The 16,736-nt window shown below is 66.1% G+C and carries 14 protein-coding genes; 7 read left to right on the top strand and 7 right to left on the bottom strand.

Going from position 1 to position 16,736, the window contains the following annotated elements:
• Positions 1 to 17: 17 nt before the first annotated feature.
• Complete coding sequence (locus tag J3U95_RS00070) at positions 18 to 353, top strand: RcnB family protein (protein WP_208276693.1); 336 nt, start codon at positions 18 to 20, stop codon at positions 351 to 353.
• A 64-nt stretch (positions 354 to 417) separates the two neighbouring features.
• On the opposite strand, the gene J3U95_RS00065 is transcribed toward J3U95_RS00070, so the two are convergent.
• From J3U95_RS00065 to J3U95_RS00045, 5 genes are all read right to left on the bottom strand, one after another.
• A complete protein-coding gene (locus J3U95_RS00065; RefSeq protein ID WP_208276692.1) occupies positions 418 to 1,653 on the bottom strand; it encodes a polyhydroxyalkanoate depolymerase in 1,236 nt (411 codons plus the stop codon).
• A gap of 267 nt (positions 1,654 to 1,920) precedes the next feature.
• Positions 1,921 to 3,018 carry an NAD(P)/FAD-dependent oxidoreductase gene (locus J3U95_RS00060; protein WP_229446544.1) on the bottom strand — a complete coding sequence of 366 codons (1,098 nt, stop codon included), beginning with the start codon at positions 3,016 to 3,018 and terminating at the stop codon, positions 1,921 to 1,923.
• A gap of 103 nt (positions 3,019 to 3,121) precedes the next feature.
• A complete protein-coding gene (gene fdxA, locus J3U95_RS00055) occupies positions 3,122 to 3,445 on the bottom strand; it encodes a ferredoxin FdxA (RefSeq protein ID WP_005668458.1) in 324 nt (107 codons plus the stop codon).
• A gap of 271 nt (positions 3,446 to 3,716) precedes the next feature.
• Positions 3,717 to 3,992: a protealysin inhibitor emfourin gene (locus J3U95_RS00050; RefSeq protein WP_208276691.1), complete on the bottom strand. Its 276-nt coding sequence runs from the start codon at positions 3,990 to 3,992 to the stop codon at positions 3,717 to 3,719.
• Positions 3,989 to 5,524 carry a gluzincin family metallopeptidase gene (locus tag J3U95_RS00045; RefSeq protein WP_208276690.1) on the bottom strand — a complete coding sequence of 512 codons (1,536 nt, stop codon included), beginning with the start codon at positions 5,522 to 5,524 and terminating at the stop codon, positions 3,989 to 3,991. Before J3U95_RS00045 ends, J3U95_RS00050 begins: the two co-directional genes overlap by 4 nt.
• Before the next feature lie 180 nt (positions 5,525 to 5,704).
• Here J3U95_RS00045 and J3U95_RS00040 point away from each other — a divergent pair, with 180 nt between their 5' ends.
• Positions 5,705 to 5,989 carry a polyhydroxyalkanoic acid system family protein gene (locus J3U95_RS00040; RefSeq protein WP_005668465.1) on the top strand — a complete coding sequence of 95 codons (285 nt, stop codon included), beginning with the start codon at positions 5,705 to 5,707 and terminating at the stop codon, positions 5,987 to 5,989.
• Positions 5,990 to 6,031: 42 nt separating this feature from the next.
• Here the strand turns inward: J3U95_RS00040 and J3U95_RS00035 are convergent, their stop codons facing one another.
• Positions 6,032 to 6,286: an acyl-CoA-binding protein gene (locus J3U95_RS00035; protein ID WP_208276689.1), complete on the bottom strand. Its 255-nt coding sequence runs from the start codon at positions 6,284 to 6,286 to the stop codon at positions 6,032 to 6,034.
• A 176-nt stretch (positions 6,287 to 6,462) separates the two neighbouring features.
• On the bottom strand, positions 6,463 to 6,819 hold the full coding sequence (locus J3U95_RS00030; protein WP_208276688.1) for an FKBP-type peptidyl-prolyl cis-trans isomerase: 357 nt from the start codon (positions 6,817 to 6,819) through the stop codon (positions 6,463 to 6,465).
• A 120-nt stretch (positions 6,820 to 6,939) separates the two neighbouring features.
• Here J3U95_RS00030 and J3U95_RS00025 point away from each other — a divergent pair, with 120 nt between their 5' ends.
• From J3U95_RS00025 to J3U95_RS00005, 5 genes are all read left to right on the top strand, one after another.
• Positions 6,940 to 7,755, top strand: coding sequence for an EI24 domain-containing protein (locus J3U95_RS00025; protein WP_208276687.1), 816 nt, complete (start codon positions 6,940 to 6,942; stop codon positions 7,753 to 7,755).
• 363 nt (positions 7,756 to 8,118) lie between these two features.
• Entirely contained in the window at positions 8,119 to 11,436 is a 3,318-nt protein-coding gene (locus J3U95_RS00020; RefSeq protein ID WP_208276686.1) for a transglycosylase domain-containing protein, read from the top strand.
• Positions 11,433 to 12,884 carry a TAXI family TRAP transporter solute-binding subunit gene (locus J3U95_RS00015; RefSeq protein ID WP_229519577.1) on the top strand — a complete coding sequence of 484 codons (1,452 nt, stop codon included), beginning with the start codon at positions 11,433 to 11,435 and terminating at the stop codon, positions 12,882 to 12,884. The genes J3U95_RS00020 and J3U95_RS00015 overlap by 4 nt, the downstream gene beginning before the upstream one ends.
• A 15-nt stretch (positions 12,885 to 12,899) precedes the next feature.
• Positions 12,900 to 14,477, top strand: coding sequence for a GGDEF domain-containing protein (locus tag J3U95_RS00010; RefSeq protein ID WP_208276685.1), 1,578 nt, complete (start codon positions 12,900 to 12,902; stop codon positions 14,475 to 14,477).
• 58 nt (positions 14,478 to 14,535) lie between these two features.
• Positions 14,536 to 16,485 carry a CocE/NonD family hydrolase gene (locus J3U95_RS00005; RefSeq protein ID WP_208276684.1) on the top strand — a complete coding sequence of 650 codons (1,950 nt, stop codon included), beginning with the start codon at positions 14,536 to 14,538 and terminating at the stop codon, positions 16,483 to 16,485.
• Positions 16,486 to 16,736: the final 251 nt, after the last annotated feature.

Raw genomic sequence — 16,736 nt, 5'->3', positions numbered from 1 at the left:
ATCACCGGGGATGGAACATGAACGAGTTGATTGGGCCGCTGCTGGTCGCCGCCATCTTTTCGGCAGGAGATGGTTTGCAACGGGACAGGGCCGACACCGAAGCGGCCGTGGGACGCGCACAGGTCGCGCAAGTGCATCCGGCGCGCTACCGCAGCGTGGAAGGGAATGGGGAACTGCGGCGCGGCGAGCGCCTGCCGGCGCGCTACCAGGCGCACCAGCACGTGGTCGAGGACTGGCGCGCATTGCGGCTGTCCAAGCCGCCGCGCGGACACCAGTGGGTCGACGCGGGCGGACGCTATGCGCTGGTGGCGATCGCGACCGGACGGGTGGCGCAGGTGGTGGCGGTGCGCTGATACCGGCCTGACGAAAAAAAAACCGTGGCGCCTGGCCACGGTTTTTTTTATTGTCGATGCCGGATTACCCGTTCGCGCGGATGAACTCGGTAATCTTCGGACAAACGATCTCGCGCCAGCGGCGGCCCGAGAAGATGCCGTAGTGGCCGGCTTTCTCGACCACGAAGTCATGCTTCTTGTCCTTCGGGATGCCGGTACACAGGGTCAGCGCGGCGCTGGTCTGGCCCAGGCCCGAGATGTCGTCCAGCTCGCCTTCGACGGTGAGCAGGGCGACCGACTCGATGTCTTGCGGACGCACCAGTTGGCCGCCGACTTTCCAGGTGCCTTTCGGCAGGCTGTAGTCCTGGAACACGGTCTTGATGGTATCGAGATAGTACTCGGCCGGCATGTCGAGCACGGCGTTGTACTCGTCGTAGAACTTGCGGTGCGCCTCGGCCGAGTCGTCGTCGCCGCGCACCAGGTGCTGGTAGAACTCGCGGTGGCTCTGGGCGTGGCGGCCCGGATTCATCGCGATGAAGCCGGCGTGCTGCAGGAAGCCCGGATAGACCTTGCGGCCAAAGCCTGGGTAATTGCCCGGCACCGCATAGATCACGGTGTTCTCGAACCACGAGTACGGCTTTTCGATGGCCAGGTCGTTGACCGCGGTCGGCGACTTGCGCGGGTCGATCGGGCCGCCCATCATGGTCATCGTCTTCGGCAGCTTCGGATCCTTGTTGCTCGCCATCAGGGCGATCGCGGCCAGCACCGGCACCGTCGGCTGGCACACCGAGATCACATGCACGTCCGGGCCCAGGTGGCGGATGAAGTCCTGGACGTAGAAGACGTAGTCGTCCAGGTGGAACGGGCCGTCGGACAGCGGCACCATGCGGGCGTCGGTCCAGTCGGTGATGTAGACGTCGTGCTCGACCAGCAGGGCTTTCACGGTGTCGCGCAGCAGCGTCGCGTGGTGGCCGGACAATGGCGCCACGACCAGCACGGTCGGCTGACCGAGGGCGGCAAAGGCGGCGTCGCCCATGTCTTTCTTGAAGTGCAGCAGCTTGCAGAACGGCTTGTCGACGACGATGCGCTCATTGACGCCGACCTCTTCACCGTTGATGGTGGTGGTCTTGAGGCCGAAGGCCGGTTTTTCGTATTCCTTGCCGAGACGGTACATCAGCTCGTAACCGGCGGCGATACGTTGGGAAAATGGGGTATGCGCAAACGGCGACACGGGATTGGAAAACAGTTTCGATGACGCATCGGCCCACTGCATCAGCGGGGTCAGGAAGGAGCGTTGCATCTCGTGCAGTTGATAAAGCATAAAGTAATCCTTCGTATTGACACTGCGCTAATATCGCCCGCGCATAAGCTTCATCCGATTATAGGGGATTTGCATTGGCGGGTGGAAACAAGGGCCACCGCTATTCCTTATGCATGGTGCACTTGTAGCATATTTACCCGGACCCGCTCCGTTGGTCGGCCCACATAAAGCAAAACGCCCCGCAAGGCGGGGCGCTTCAGGGGACTCTGTCGCCGCCAAGTTACTGAATGCCCGTTGAACGTGGTAACCGTGGCGGCAAGGCCTTCTTTAATCGAACACCGGGGTTTCGACGCCCAGGATCTTGTGCAGCTTCGGCGAGGTCGTCGTGTACTGCATGTGGATCTTCTTGTCCGGGAAGATGTAGGGCGCGGCGCCGAAGGCGGCCAGCGCGGCTTCGTGGAAGCCCGACAGGATCAGCTTCTTCTTGCCCGGATAGGTGTTGATGTCGCCCACGGCGAAGATGCCCGGGACGTTGGTCTCGAACTTCTCGGTGTCCATGACCTTCAGCTGCTTGCGTTCGATGTCCAGGCCCCATTCGGCGATCGGACCCAGCTTCGGCGACAGGCCGAAGAACACCAGCAACATGTCCAGCGGAACGCGGCGGGTGACGCCGTCGGCGCCGGTGACCTTCACTTCGGTCAGCTGGCCGTCTTTTTCGTCGAAACCGGTCACCTGGCCGGTGATCAGTTGCATCTCGTACTCGTCGCACAGGGCTTTCATCTTGGCGACCGAGGCCGGGGCGGCGCGGAAGTCTTCGCGGCGGTGCACCAGCACGACCGATTCGGCCTTGCCGACGAAGTTCAGGGCCCAGTCCAGCGCGGAGTCGCCGCCGCCGCAGATGACGATGTTCTTGCCTTCGAAGCGTGCCGGATCCTTGACGCGGTAGAACAGCTGCTCGCCTTCGTACTTGTCGATGCCGTCGACCTTGATCGTGCGCGCCTGGAACGAACCGACGCCGGCTGCGATGAAGATGGTCTTGGTGATGAAGCGGGTGCCGGTCGAGGTCTCGACGTTGAAGCGCTGGTCTTCGCGGCGCTGGACGGTCGTGACTTCCTGGCCCAGGTGGAAGGTCGGCTCGAACGGCTCGATCTGCTTGAGCAGGTTGTCGGTCAGTTCCTGGCCGGTGCACACCGGCACGGCAGGGATGTCATAGATCGGCTTGTCCGGATACAGTTCCACGCACTGGCCGCCGACGGCCGGCAGCGAATCGATGACGTGGGCCTTGATTTCGAGAAGGCCGAGTTCGAACACCTGGAACAGGCCGACCGGGCCTGCGCCGATGATCACGGCATCCGCTTCGATGGCGCCGGCGAAGGAACTGTTGGGAGCGATGCTGCCCGCTTCGTGGGTGGCACTGATAGTCATGCGCTTACTTCCTGTGATTTTTGATTGGTGAGGCGATGGCAGCCAGCACTGCCATGCAGAACGACCCCGGGCCGGCGCCGACACGGGCGGCGCAGCGGCGGTATCAGCGGGCCAGTTGGTCGAGTTTGTCCTTGACGTCTTTCCACTCTTCCGCGTCTGGCAGGGCCGGCTTCGTCTTGGTGATCGAAGGCCAGAAGCGCGCGAGATCGGCGTTCAGCTTGATGAACTGCTGTTGGTCGCCAGGCACGTCTTCTTCCGCGTAGATCGCATTCACCGGGCACTCGGCGACGCAGACGGCGCAGTCGATGCACTCGTCAGGATCGATGGCGAGGAAATTCGGGCCTTCCCGGAAACAATCTACCGGGCATACATCGACGCAGTCGGTGTAACGACAACGGATGCACGATTCGGTGACAACGTGGGTCATAACAGTCCTATCAATTGGTGGGATGTCGCGTCGCCGGGCGCAAGAACGAAGAGTAGGCCGGCCGGACAGAGCAAAGCACTGTATTTTAGGGCAATTCGGCTTTTCTCACAAATTCGCCTATATACACAATCTACATAAGCAAATGAAGCAAGAATCCGCACGAGCGTGCGGTTTTTGGGCTGTCAAGCCGCCGTGCGTTGGCGGATGACCGGGATTAAGAAGCACCGCCGACAGGCGGGCGTCCGGACCGGCCGAGACCGGCAGACCCGGTTCAGCCGGCCTGCCGCAGGTAGTCGAGCAGATGTTGCCACTGGCCGCCGCTGCCATCCTCGCGCAGGAACACGGTGTGGCAGAGCGGGCCGTCCTCGACCGTGATTTCCCAGCGCGGCAGGTCGGCGCCGACCGGGCAGGTGGGCGCGACGCCGAAGAAGTCGAGGCGGCGCAGCAGCGTCTCGAGGGCCGGCCCGTCGGCCAGGCGGGCGGTATCCAGTTCGTAGGATTCGGCCAGCCCGGCGAAGCCGCCACAGGCGCGGGCGCTGATCTTCATGCGAGCGTCGACGGTTCGGCCGACGAGCCGGCCGGCAGCCCGGCGGCCGGCGCTCCGGCGGTCGGCGCCCCGGCGGCAGGCAGCCCCGGCAGCGCCCGCCCGTGGCGCCCGTGGTCGGCGCACCAGCGCGCCAGCAGGCGCGCCTCGAAGGCCAGCACGCGCTCGGCGCAATCGTATTCGGCCAGCTGCATGGTGCCGCAGCAGGAACGCCGGTCTTGCCGCGCGCCGGGCGCGTCGCACACCCGCGCCGCCAGGGGCAGGCCGGGGACGAAGGCGGCCACCGCGTCGGGCCCGCCATGGCTGGCCTCGACCACTTCGCGGCGGCTGAACTGGAGGCGGATGGCGTCGGCGTAGGCGGCCGGCTTGCCGTCGCTCGTCACGGCCTGGAGCATGGCGTTGACCACGTCGGCATAGGTGGCGGCTGCGTCGGGCGCGGCGATCAGGGCGCGGAGCAGTACGCCGCTCAGGTAGCCGGCGACCCGGTGCAGGACGGCGGCGCAGTCTTCGCGCTCGGGATCGCGTTCATGGGCAAACAGGTCGGCCAGCACGTCGTAGACGGCGCCGGTGAACACCTGCGAGATGGCGTGCACCTGGGTGCCGGCCTCGCTCAGCTTGAGGTCGTTGTCGGCATTGCGCAGGCCGGTGCTGTTGCCGAGCGCCAGCCCGAACTGCTCGGCGATGTCGGTCAGGAAGGATTTGTCGTGCAGGTCGGCCTTGGTCTGAGCGATCACGGCTTCGCACTGGTCGAGCTGGGACAGGGCCAGGAAGATCGCGGTGAGGTCGCCGAAGGCTTCGTGCAGGCCGCCGGTCTGGGGCGGGGCGTCGGCCTGCAGCCAGAGTGGCTTGATGCCGTCGAGCACCGCATGGGCGGTCTCGTGCGACACGATGTCGAACGAGCGGCAGGTGAAGACCCGCTCGGTGGCGCCGTTGGGGATGAAGTCGCCGAACTTGAGACTGGCCTGGCTGCGGCTGTAGAAGGCGTTCATGACGTTCGGCAGGCCGTGCGGGAAGACCAGCAGCGGCCGCGTGTCGGTGCTGCTGTTCCATTGCCAGGGCAGCGGCATCGCGCCGCCGGCAGCGGCCAGGGCGCGCTGGTACATGGTGAGCGTCTGGCGCACCACGACAAAGGTGTGGACGGCGTCGAACTGCGGCGTGTCGGGCTGGGTGACGAAGTCGCCGAAGGCGTTCGGCTCGACCGCGGCGATGCCCGGCTCGCCGGGAGCGATGCGGGCATCGCGCGGGCCGGCCAGCACCACGCCGGGCAGGAAGGCCTTGCGGGTGCCGATTTCGGTGACCGAAGGATCTTGCTTCCACATGAGGACGCGGGCGCCGAAGGCGTGCGGCGGCGGCTCGGTGGTCGCTGGCGCGGCCGGATCGGGCGCATCGGGTTCTTCGAGCAGGCGCGCCGCGCGGTGCTGCTGGCGGTAGGGCGCGCTCGGGGTGGGGACGAAGCGCACCGGAGGCTGCGCGGCCTGCGGCGCTTCGGGGTCGCTCGGTAACAGGCGGTTCGGCTGCACGACGGGGGTTTCCATATCGACTCCTCGCGTAATGACGGGCTTGCGCCTTCATCCTCGCGCTCCCTGCCGGGCACGCTTTGATACTCATCAATTGAGTCCGCGCGAGCCGGTCTGTTGTAGCGAGCTCTGGCATAGCCCGGCCGCAACTGGCATCATGGCGGATTGTTTGCAATCGATTCAGGAAGGATCAGTCAGATGGCGGAAATCAGCATCGTCCAGCAGCACAGCCTGAGCCCGGACGCGGCGCGTTCGGCAGCCGAGCAGGTGGCGCAGCGTATCGCGGCCGAATACGGGCTGGAATGCAGGTGGGACGGCGATGTGCTGCGCTTCGAGCGCAGCGGCGTGGAGGGCATGTTGACCCTGGAAGACCAGCGCGCCGCGATGCGCATCCGCCTGGGCTTCTTCATGGGCGCCTTCGCGCCGGCCATCGAGGCCAAGGTGGCGGAAAAGATGCGCAAGACCTTCGCCGCCGCGGCGTAACCGGGGCGATGGGCCGGGCGCAGGCGCCGGCCCGGTGGGCGATCAGCCCTTCAGCTCTTCGATCAGGTCGACATACTGCTGCTGCGCTTCCTCCTGCGAGGTGCCTGCGAGGCCGGCCCAGGCGTCGTACTTGGCGCGCGCCACGAAGTCGGTCATGCCCGGGCGCTCGCCCGTCACGTCGCCGCTCGAGCCCTGCTTGAACAGCGCGTAGATCTTCAGCAAGGTCATGTTGTCGGGACGCTCCGACAGGTTCTTCGAATCGGCCTGGGCCTGGTTGAACTGTTCCTGCAAGCTCATGGAAACTCCTGTGATGGTTGGTTGCGGTATTGTCGCTTGGACAATGCGGCAGGAATCTTAGCGCAGGAGAGAGGCGGGCACGGGGAATCCGGCCGCATTTTAGAAGGGAAGTTCAAAAGCTGCCGTCAAGACGGCCGCACCATGCGCCGCCGCAGGACGGCGCACGGTAAAACCGCTTAGACGCCCAGCAGGTCGACGTCGAAGATCAGGGTGGCGTTCGGCGGGATCACGCCGCCGGCGCCGCGTGCGCCGTAGCCCAGGCTGGCCGGGATGGTCAGGCGGCGCGAACCGCCGACCTTCATGCCCTGCACGCCTTCGTCCCAGCCGCGGATCACGTGGCCGGCGCCGAGCGCGAACTCGAACGGGTCGTTGCGGTCCTTGCTCGAATCGAACTTGGCGCCCAGGCTGCCGTCGTCGTTGCGCAGCCAGCCGGTGTAGTGCACGGTGACGTGCTGGCCAGCCTTGGCCTCGGCGCCTTCGCCGGTGACGAGGTCTTCGTATTGCAGGCCGGATTCGGTGGTGATGGTGGACATGGTCTTCCTTGTTGTTCAGATTGAACGACGATTGTAGTCGATGGGTCCATCGGATGTCATCCCGTAGAATGACGGCATTGAACTGCCATCAGGAGACGCCATGCCGCAAAGGAAAATGCCATGAACGGTGTACTGACCGCCTGCCGGCGCGCCCTGGGCGCGCAGTTCAGCGGCCGCATGCTGCTGCTGTCGCTGGCGCCGCTGCTGCTGGCGCTGGTCCTGTGGGGCGTGGCGATGTGGCTGGGCCTGCAGCCGCTGCTGGACTGGCTGCACGGCATGTTCGCCGACTACGGCGGTTTCGAGACCAGCGGCAGCATGCTCGAAATGGTGGGACTGGGCATGCTCAAGGTGATGGTGGTGCCGCTGATGGCGATCGTGCTGCTGCTCCCGCTCATGATCGGCTCGGCCCTGCTGTTCGTGGGCGTGGCGGCGATGCCGGCCATCGAGGCCCACGTCGGCAAGCGCCAGTTTCCCGGGCTCGCAAAAAAGGAGGGCGGCTCCTTCTTCGGCAGCGTGGCGATCAACCTGGGCAGCACCGCCGTGTTCGCCCTGCTGTGGCTGTTCACCCTGCCGCTGTACGCGGTGCCGCCGCTGGCCTGGCTGGTGCAGGCCAGCCTGTGGGCCTGGGTGACGTCGCGCGTGATGAGCTACGACGCGCTGGCCGCCCACGCCAGCGAGGCCGAGCGCCTGGCCCTGATGCGCCGCCGCCGTCCGGCCCTGCTCGCCATCGGCTTCACTTCCGGCCTGGCGGGCGCGCTGCCCGGCATCGTCTGGATGGGCGGCGCCGTGCTGTCGATCGTGTTGTTCCCGATCCTGGCCCTGGTGTCGCTATGGCTCTACGTCATGATTTTCCTGTTCGCCGGGCTGTGGTTCCAGTACTACTGCCTGCAGGCACTTGAAGAGCTACGTGCGGAAGAGGTGACGCAGCCTGCGTGATCCATCTTTCGATATGGATCAAACGTAGCTGTGCACCAAAAGCATTTCCAGCGCGTTAAATATTGGTGGCTAAAACTAGCAGCGGTATTGCCTGAATTACACACGGTAATATCACTCAGCCAAGACCTCGTTGTTTTTTTGCGAAAATATTCCAAGCGCAGCAAATTTGTTAAACGGCGCCTCGCGTGAGACGTATTGATGTGGTGGAATATTGCCTATGGACGGTGCGATCTGGAGTGGGATTGCACCATCAGCGTGCGAACTAACAAAGACCACGATCACTCGAACGGACCAGCAGCACCACGGATGGCGAGCAGGTTGGCGGGGATTGCTAGCGTTTTGATTCAGACCGGTTAAGCCATCATGGAAAGTATTCGCCGTCAAGGACGGCCAAGTAATGTGTCCGGCAAGCGTGCCGCCAGCGAGCGCAGTGAGCCGACCTTTGGCGACGCGGTCGCGACATCGGCCGCGCCAGCGGGTGCCAGTGCCGCGGCGGCCGCCGTGGAGAGCGTCCCTGCGCTCGCGGCCGGCGGCAACGACGTTCCCCTGTACGAAGCCTTCCCGCACCTGGCGGGCAATGGTGGCATCCCCGGCGGCCCGTCGGGCGAGCCCGGCGACGACGAGCCGGCCCCGCGTAAGCGCCGCTGGAAGCTGTGGCTGTTGCTCGGCCTGCTGCTGCTGGTTGCCGTGCTGGCGGCCTGGGCGGTGCTGGAGACGCGCACTTCGCGCCTGCAAGCGAAAATCTTCGCCGACATGGCCAGCGAGCTCACTTATCGCATGGAAAACGGTCCCAGCAATGCGATCCGTTTCCCTGCCGCCAGTCCGTATGACACCCGGCTCGGCTATGCCGGCCTGCCGCACTACCTCGAGCGCCTGAAGACGCGCGACTATGCGATAGCAAGCCAGGCGCGCATCTCGCCGCAGATGGTCAAGATGGCCGACCTGGGCCTGTACGCGACCTACCACGAAAAGACCAAGGTCGGCCTCGAGATCCTCGATTGCCGCTCGCAGCCGATCTTCACCTCGCGCTTCCCCGAGCGCTTCTACGACAAGTTCGACGCCGCACCGCCGCTGCTGGTGCAGAGCCTGCTGTTCATCGAGAACCGCGAGCTGCTCGACGCCAGCCATCCGCGTCGCAATCCGGCGGTCGAATGGGACCGCTTCTCGAAGGCCGTGTTCGACAAGACCCTGTCCAGCGTCGGCCTGGGCGGTGGCGGCCGCGTGGCCGGCGGCAGCACGCTGGCGACCCAGATCGAAAAATACCGGCATTCGCCCGAAGGTCGCACCAGCTCGACCACCGACAAGATCATCCAGATGGCTTCGGCCACCCTGCGCGCCTACCAGGATGGCGAAGACACCACCGGCTCGCGCCGCCAGATCGTGCTCGACTACCTGAACACGGTGCCGCTGTCGGCCAAGTCCGGCTATGGCGAAGTGAACGGCATCGGCGACGGCCTGTGGGTCTGGTATGGCCGCGACTTCGACAAGGTGAACCAGATGCTGAAGGGCCCGATGACGAGCCCCGACGCCGTGCTGGCCTACAAGGAAGCGCTGTCGCTGATGATCGCCCAGCGCCGCCCGGCCTATTACCTGGGCGCCGGCGAACCCGACCTCGAAATCCTGACCGACAGCCACCTGCGCGTGCTGGCCCAGGCCGGCGTGATCTCGCCTCAGCTGCGCGACGCCGCCCTGAGCGTCAAGTTGCAGCCGGCGCTGCACAGCGGCGTGGCGCCGCCACCGGCCGACGCTTTTGTTTCTCGCAAGGCGGCCAATGCGGTGCGCAACCACCTCGGCTACCTGATCGGCGATTCGCGCCTGTACAACGTCGACCGCCTCGACCTGTCGGTGGTCTCGACCCTGGACAGCAATGCCCAGCAGGCGGTGACGGCGGCCCTGCGCCAGCTGTCCGACGCCGAGCACGCCAAGGCGGCCGGCCTGACCGGCAAGGGCCTGCTCGGCAATGGCGACCCGGCCCAGGTGGTGTACAGCTTCACCCTGATGGAGCGGGGCGAGCACGTCAACTACCTGCGGGTCCAGACCGACAACTACGACCAGCCGCTCGACATCAACGAGGGCGCCAAGCTCGACCTCGGTTCGACCGCCAAGCTGCGCACGCTGGTGACCTATCTCGACATCTTCGATCAGCTGCACAAGCGCTTCGAGCCGCTGGACAAGATCGGCCTGCACGGCGTCGAGGTCGATCCGAAGGACCGCATGTCGCAATGGGCGCTGGAATACTTCCAGACCCTGCCGGAAGGCGCCGACCGCGGCCTGAAACCCATGCTCGACGCCGCCATGGCGCGCCGCTATTCGGCCAGCCCGGGCGAGCGCTTCATGACCGGCGGCGGCCTGCACACCTTCGGCAACTTCAGCAAGCTCGACGACAGCAAGATCATGGACGTGCACCAGGCCCTGCGCCAGTCGACGAACCTGGTGTTCGTGCGCATGATGCGCGACGTGGTGCGCTACTACATGTTCCAGCTGCCGGGTTCCTCGGCCCAGCTGCTGGCCGACGCCAACGATCCGCGCCGCGCGTCCTACCTGGCGCGCTTCGCCGACAACGAAGGCAAGGACTTCCTGGCCAAGTTCTGGAACAAGTACAAGGGCAAGACCCCGGCAGAGATCGAGGCGCTGCTGTTCTCCGGCGTGCGTCCGCTGGCCTCGAAGCTGGCCGCGGCCCACCGCACGGTGGCGCCGAACGCCACGCTCGACCAGTTCGGCGCCTTCATCAACGCGACGCTGCCATCGGCCAACGAGGTCGATCCCGAGCGCATCCCGAAGATGTACGAGATGTACGACCCGCGCAATATGTCGCTGGCCGACCGCGGCTACGTGGCCTCGGTGCACCCGCTCGAGCTGTGGCTAGTGAGCTATCTGCGCACCCACCCCAAGGCCAGCTGGTCCGAGGTGACGGCCGCCAGCGTCAAGGAGCGCCAGGAAGTCTATCAATGGCTGTTCAAGACCAGCCGCAAGAACGCCCAGGACAAGCGCATCGCCGGCCTGCTCGAGGTCGAGGCCTTCCTCAAGATCCACGCCCAGTGGAAGAAGATGGGTTATCCCTTCGATTCGCTGGTGCCGTCGTACGCGACCACCCTGGGCGCCTCGGCCGACCGTCCGGCCTCGCTGGCCGAGCTGATGGGCATCATCGTCAACGGCGGCGTGCGCAAACCCACCGAGCGCATCGATTCGCTGCACTTCGCCAAGGACACGCCATACGAGACCCTGGTCAAGCGCAACAAGGGCGGCGGCAAGGAGCAGGTGCTGGCGCCGGAAGTCGCGCGCACCGTGGCCGACGCCATCCAGGGCGTGGTCTCGGACGGCACCGCCAAGCGCGTCAAGACCGCCTTCGTCCAGGCCGATGGCAGCGTGATCGCGCTGGGCGGCAAGACCGGCACCGGCGACCAGCGCTTCGACGTGTATGCGCGCGGCGGCCGCCTGGTCGAATCGCGCTACGTGAACCGTTCGGCGACTTTCGTGTTTAATATCGGCGAACGCTTCTACGGCAGCATGACGGCCTATGTGCACGGCCCGCAGTCGGAACACTATGACTTCACCAGCGCGCTGCCGGTGCAGCTGCTGGTGACGCTGGCGCCGAGCCTGATGCCGATGATCGAGCCCCAGCCGGCGCCGGTCGCGGGAGCAGCACCTGCGGCGGTGGCCCAGCGCCAGTGCGTGCGTTGAAGCCGGCGGGCGAGGGCGGCGGCGCGCCGGGCAAGGGCTTGCGCGCGCGGCTGCAGAATTTTTCCATCGTCTCGCTGCGCGACTTGGTCGTGGCGTCCGGCCCCACCATCCTGATGGTGGCGGCGGCCCTGCTGCTGGCCTACTGGTGGGTCGATCCGGCGCCGCCGCGCAGCCTGCGCCTGGCCACCGGCCAGGAGAATTCCGCCTACGAGACCTTCGGCAAGCAGTACGCCAGCCTGCTCGCGCGCGACGACATCAAGGTGACCTTGCAGCCGACCCTCGGCTCGCGCGACAACCTGCAGCGCCTGCTGGCGGGAGAGGCCGACGTCGCCTTCGTGCAGAGCGGCTCGACCGACGGCGACACCATGAATGCCGAGGATGGCGATGCCGCCGAACGCCAGGAACTGGTGTCGCTGGGCAGCCTGTTCACCGAACCGGTCTGGCTGTTCCTGCGCGAAGAGGCGAATATTTCGAAGCTGACCGACCTGCGCGGCAAGCGTATCAACCTGGGGCCGGAAGGCACCGGCGTGCCGCGCCTGCTGCGCCAGGTGCTCGACGCCAACGGCATCGCACCGCAAGACCTGCGCATCGGCGACCTGGCCGATACGCCGGCCACGGTGGAGCTGCTGGCCGGCCGCATCGACGGCCTGGTGTTTTCGTCGGCGCCGGAAGCGCCGCTGATCCAGATGCTGCTGCAGACGCCCGGCATCCGGCTGTTCGACTTCGCCCAGGCCGAGGCGTATACGCGGCGCCTGCCTTTCCTCACGCACGTGGTGCTGCCGCGCGGGATCGTCGACCTGGGCCGCAATATTCCGGCCCAGGACTACCACCTGATCGCGCCGACCGCGACCCTGGTGGCGCGCGAGGAAATCCATCCGGCCCTGGTGGGCCTCCTGGTGAAGGCCGCGACGAACATCCATGGCGGCGCCGGCTGGTTCCAGCAGCAGGGCCAGTTCCCTTCGCCGAAGTACACCGAGATCCCGGTGGCGCCGGAAGCCGCGCGCTACTACCGCGACGGTCCGCCCTTCATGCAGCGCTACCTGAGCTTCTGGCTGGCCAACCTGGCCGAACGCCTGTGGATCGTGGTGGTGGCGCTCACCGCGCTCCTGATCCCGCTGTCGAAGATCGTGCCGCCGATCTACGTGTGGCGCGTGCGCTCGCGCGTCTACCGCTGGTATGGCGAGCTGCGTGCGATCGAGCAGGCGTTCGAGGACAGCGGCGTGGCGCCGGACGAAAAGGTGCGCAAGGACTTGCAACGGCGCCTGGACAGCCTCGAAGACCGCGTCAACCACATCTCGGTGCCGCTCGCCTATGCGGATGAGCTGTACCGGCTGCGCAGCCACATCCACCTGGTGCGCGAGCGCGTGCGCGGCTGGCAGCAGGATGGCGCGGCAGGCGACGCGGGCCATGATGCGCCGCCGGGCACGCCGGTGCGCGGCAGCGTCTGATCCGGTTCCGCTCCCATGCCCGATTCCGACCAACCCGCGATCGATCGCCTGGACCGCCTGCGCAAGCCCCTGGTGACGCGCTCGGTCTTCCTGATCGTCAGCGTCTGCCTGCTGCTGGTGGGCCTGCATGCGTGGAGCCTGCTGGCGTCGCGCCAGGCCGAGATCGACAATACGGGCACCAGTACCGCCAACATGGCGCGTGCGCTCGCCTCGCATGCCGAGCGCACGATCGACCTGGGCGACGCGATCCTGGACGAGATGACGGCGCGCGCCGAGGCTGGCACGACGGTGAACGACGAGGATTCCGTGCTGCAAGCACGGCTGGCTCATATCGCCTCCGTCACGCCCCAGATCCAGGAACTGTTCATCTATGGCGTCAATGGCGAACGGGTGGCCACCTCGCTGCCCACCAGGCTTCCGGGCAGCGTGGCGGATCGCGAGTACTTCCGCTACCACCAGGAGCACGCGGACCGCGGCACCCGGATCGGCAAGCCGATCCGCAGTCGTTCGACGGGCGTCCTGAGCATTCCGCTGACGCGCCGCATCGACCGGCCCGATGGCAGCTTCGGCGGCGTGGCGATGGCGTCGCTCAGGCTGAGCTTCTTCGGCGACTTCTACGACAGTTTCGACGTCGGCCGCACCGGCACCCTGATCCTGGCGATCGACGACGGCACGCTGTTGTACCGGCGGCCGTTCAGCGAGGCCATGGTCGGCTCCGATATCGGCGGCGGCCCGATTTTCCAGCTCTACCGCAGGACAGGTCCGGTCGGCACCGCGATGCTGACCTCGAAGATCGACCGGATCGAGCGCCTGTACAGCTACCGCCACGTGGAACGCTTCCCGCTGCTGGTCGCCATCGCCAAGTCGAAGGAGGAAGTGCTGTACGGATGGTGGGTGGTGGTGATCAAGATGAGTGGCGTGGTCCTGTTCGCGGTGGCGTTGCTGGCCTGGGGAACCCACCGCATGATCGGCCAGTTGCGGGTGCGCGACGCGCTCGAAGGCCAGTTGCGCGGGGCGCGCCTGAAACTCAAGGAGCAGAACGCGTCGCTGAAGGCGCTGGCCGACAGTGACGGACTGACGGGCCTGGCGAACCGGCGCGGCTTCGAGCGGACGCTGGCGGCGGAACACGAGCGCGCGCGCCGCAATGGCCAGCCCTGCGCGCTGATCCTGGCCGACGTCGATCACTTCAAGAAGTACAACGACCGCTATGGCCACGTCGCGGGCGACGATTGCCTGCGGCTGGTGGCCGGCGCGATCCGCGCGGGCACGCGCCGTCCGACCGACCTGGCGGCGCGCTATGGCGGCGAGGAATTCGCAGTGATCCTGCCGGACACCGACCTCGATGGCGCACGCGCCGTCGCCGAGAATATCCGTGCCGCGGTGGCGGCGCTCGGGATCGCGCATGCCGACAGTCCGCACGGATGCGTCTCGCTCAGCATCGGCGTGGTGGCCGCCCATCCCGCCGTCGACGACGGACCCGCCCTGGCATGGGTCGAAGCCGCCGACGCCTTGCTGTACCAGGCCAAGGCGCAGGGCCGCGACCGCGTGGTCGCTTGCGAGCTGCGGCAGCCGGCCAGGAATTTGTCGGCATAGGCACGCCCGGGGCAAACGGATTACACTGGCGGCCCCTTGTACCGTCCCGAAGGAAGCCATGATCCGCCGTTCGTTCTCCGCCCTCGTCCTGGGTTGCCTGCTGGCCTGGCCGGCCGCTTCGCCCGTCCTTGCGGCCGGCATGGATGCCGCGCCGTCCGCGAGGGAGCGGCCGGTGCGCGAAACCTATACCAAGTACGAATACCGGATTCCGATGCGCGACGGTGTGCGCCTGTTCACGACCGTGTACGTGCCGAAGGACGCTTCCCGGTCCTATCCCTTCCTGATGCAGCGCACGCCCTACAGCGCCGGCGTGCGCGCCGAAGGAGAGCTGCGCTACGGCGTGGACTGGATGCCCGAATCGCTCGGGCCCTCGCGCGAATTCGAGGAAGCCGGCTATATCTTCGTGGTCCAGGACGTGCGCGGCCGCCACATGTCCGAGGGCGTGTGGCAGGAAATGACGCCGCACGCCAAGCCGGCGCTGGGCAAGGGGGAGGGCGTCGAAGCACAGGACATGCACGATACCGTGGCCTGGCTCTTGAAGAACGTCCCGAACAACAACGGCAAGGTCGGCATCTGGGGCATCAGCTATCCCGGCTTCTACGCCGCCGCCAGCGTGATCGATTCGCATCCCGCGATCAAGGCCGCCTCGCCGCAGGCGCCGATCGCCGACCTGTACATGGGCGACGACTCCTACCATGGCGGCGCGTTCAAGCTGGCCGCCAACTTCGACTTCTATTCGTCCTTCGTCGCGGCGCCGAATCCATCGCCCAAGTCGGCATCGGGCGGCGGCTTCGACTACGACGAGGCCGACGGCTACGATTTCTTCCTCAAGCGCCTGACCCTGGGCGCGATCGCGGGCACGATGAGCGAGCGCCAGCGCGAGCTATTCATGCCGAACATCGAGCACGACACCTATGACGAGTTCTGGCGCTCGCGCGCCATCGGCCCGCACATGAAGAACGTCAGGGCGGCGATTCTGACCGTGGGCGGCTGGTTCGACGCGGAGGATTTCCAGGGGCCGTTCACCGTTTACGATGCCGTCAAGCGCCACAATCCGGCCGCGGTGAACAAGCTGGTGGTGGGGCCATGGGTGCATGGAGGCTGGATGCGCGGCATTGGTGCGCGCCTCGGCCACGTGCGCTTCGACGCCAATACGAGCGACTACTTCCGGCGCAACATCCAGTTCCCGTTCTTCGAGCAGCACCTGAAAGGCGTCAAGCCGGCCACGGAACTGGCGCCGGTCACCATGTTCGAGACCGGCACCAATGTCTGGCGCAGCTACGACGCCTGGCCACCGAAGCCGGTCCGGGCGCGCACCCTGTACTTCAACGCCAACGGCAGCCTGACCTGGCAACAGCCGGCTGGCGGCGGCGCAGGCTATGACGAGTATGTGGCCGATCCGAAGCGTCCAGTGCCCTACATCGGCTACCCCGCGCACGGCGTACCGCGCGAGTACATGGTGTCCGACCAGCGCTTCGCCGCGACCCGTCCCGACGTGCTGGTGTACCAGAGCGAGGTGCTGGAAGAAGACGTGACGGTTGCCGGCCCCGTGCTGCCGAAGCTGTTTGTCTCGACCACCGGCACCGACGCCGATTGGGTAGTCAAGCTGATCGACGTCTACCCAAGCGACTATCCGACGCCGGCGCCGCCGCGCGCGACCAACGACGTCGGACCGCCGGCCCTGAAACTGGGCGGCTATCAGCAGCTGGTGCGCGGCAATCCGCTGCGCGGCAAGTTCCGCAACGGCTATGAGAAACCGGAGCCCTTCGTGCCCGGCAAGGTGGAAGCGATCAGCTACGAGCTGGGGGCGGTGAACCACACTTTCCGCCGCGGCCACCGCATCATGGTGCAGGTGCAGAGCTCGTGGTTCCCGCTGATCGACCTGAATCCACAGACCTTCATGCGCATTCCCGACGCGAAGCCGGAAGACTTCAGGAAGGCGACCCAGCGCGTGTATCGCGCGCCGGGGACGGCCTCGGGACTCCAGCTGATGGTGATGCCTAATTGATCCGTTTGAACTTCGGGGTCAGACTTCGGGGTCAGGTCTGACAATCGGACACGTGCTCTGCAGTCCTTAACCAAAGCGTGATTGTCTCGAGCCTTCCAAGCTGTAATGATCTGTTTTAAGGCTGAGAACGTGTCCGAATGTCAGACCTGAGGTGGTCCGGACTTTCTGGACAGTTATTTAGGCACACGGAATGCGGCTTCGACGGCGGCAGGCGTTTGATAGCCCAAGGTTTGATGTAACCGCTGCTTATT

Source organism: Massilia oculi, assembly GCF_017582745.1.
Taxonomy (GTDB): domain Bacteria; phylum Pseudomonadota; class Gammaproteobacteria; order Burkholderiales; family Burkholderiaceae_D; genus Telluria; species Telluria oculi_A.
Note: the sequence above shows the minus strand (reverse complement) of the source record. Positions and strands in the feature narration are given on the sequence as shown.

What these genes read in the sequence shown, in the direction of transcription:
- J3U95_RS00070 (WP_208276693.1), top strand. Translation starts at nt 18, where the DNA reads ATGAACGAGTTGATTGGGCCGCTGCTGGTCGCCGCCATCTTTTCGGCA.
- J3U95_RS00065 (WP_208276692.1), bottom strand. Translation starts at nt 1,653, where the DNA reads ATGCTTTATCAACTGCACGAGATGCAACGCTCCTTCCTGACCCCGCTG.
- J3U95_RS00060 (WP_229446544.1), bottom strand. Translation starts at nt 3,018, where the DNA reads ATGACTATCAGTGCCACCCACGAAGCGGGCAGCATCGCTCCCAACAGT.
- fdxA (WP_005668458.1), bottom strand. Translation starts at nt 3,445, where the DNA reads ATGACCCACGTTGTCACCGAATCGTGCATCCGTTGTCGTTACACCGAC.
- J3U95_RS00050 (WP_208276691.1), bottom strand. Translation starts at nt 3,992, where the DNA reads ATGAAGATCAGCGCCCGCGCCTGTGGCGGCTTCGCCGGGCTGGCCGAA.
- J3U95_RS00045 (WP_208276690.1), bottom strand. Translation starts at nt 5,524, where the DNA reads ATGGAAACCCCCGTCGTGCAGCCGAACCGCCTGTTACCGAGCGACCCC.
- J3U95_RS00040 (WP_005668465.1), top strand. Translation starts at nt 5,705, where the DNA reads ATGGCGGAAATCAGCATCGTCCAGCAGCACAGCCTGAGCCCGGACGCG.
- J3U95_RS00035 (WP_208276689.1), bottom strand. Translation starts at nt 6,286, where the DNA reads ATGAGCTTGCAGGAACAGTTCAACCAGGCCCAGGCCGATTCGAAGAAC.
- J3U95_RS00030 (WP_208276688.1), bottom strand. Translation starts at nt 6,819, where the DNA reads ATGTCCACCATCACCACCGAATCCGGCCTGCAATACGAAGACCTCGTC.
- J3U95_RS00025 (WP_208276687.1), top strand. Translation starts at nt 6,940, where the DNA reads ATGAACGGTGTACTGACCGCCTGCCGGCGCGCCCTGGGCGCGCAGTTC.
- J3U95_RS00020 (WP_208276686.1), top strand. Translation starts at nt 8,119, where the DNA reads ATGGAAAGTATTCGCCGTCAAGGACGGCCAAGTAATGTGTCCGGCAAG.
- J3U95_RS00010 (WP_208276685.1), top strand. Translation starts at nt 12,900, where the DNA reads ATGCCCGATTCCGACCAACCCGCGATCGATCGCCTGGACCGCCTGCGC.
- J3U95_RS00005 (WP_208276684.1), top strand. Translation starts at nt 14,536, where the DNA reads ATGATCCGCCGTTCGTTCTCCGCCCTCGTCCTGGGTTGCCTGCTGGCC.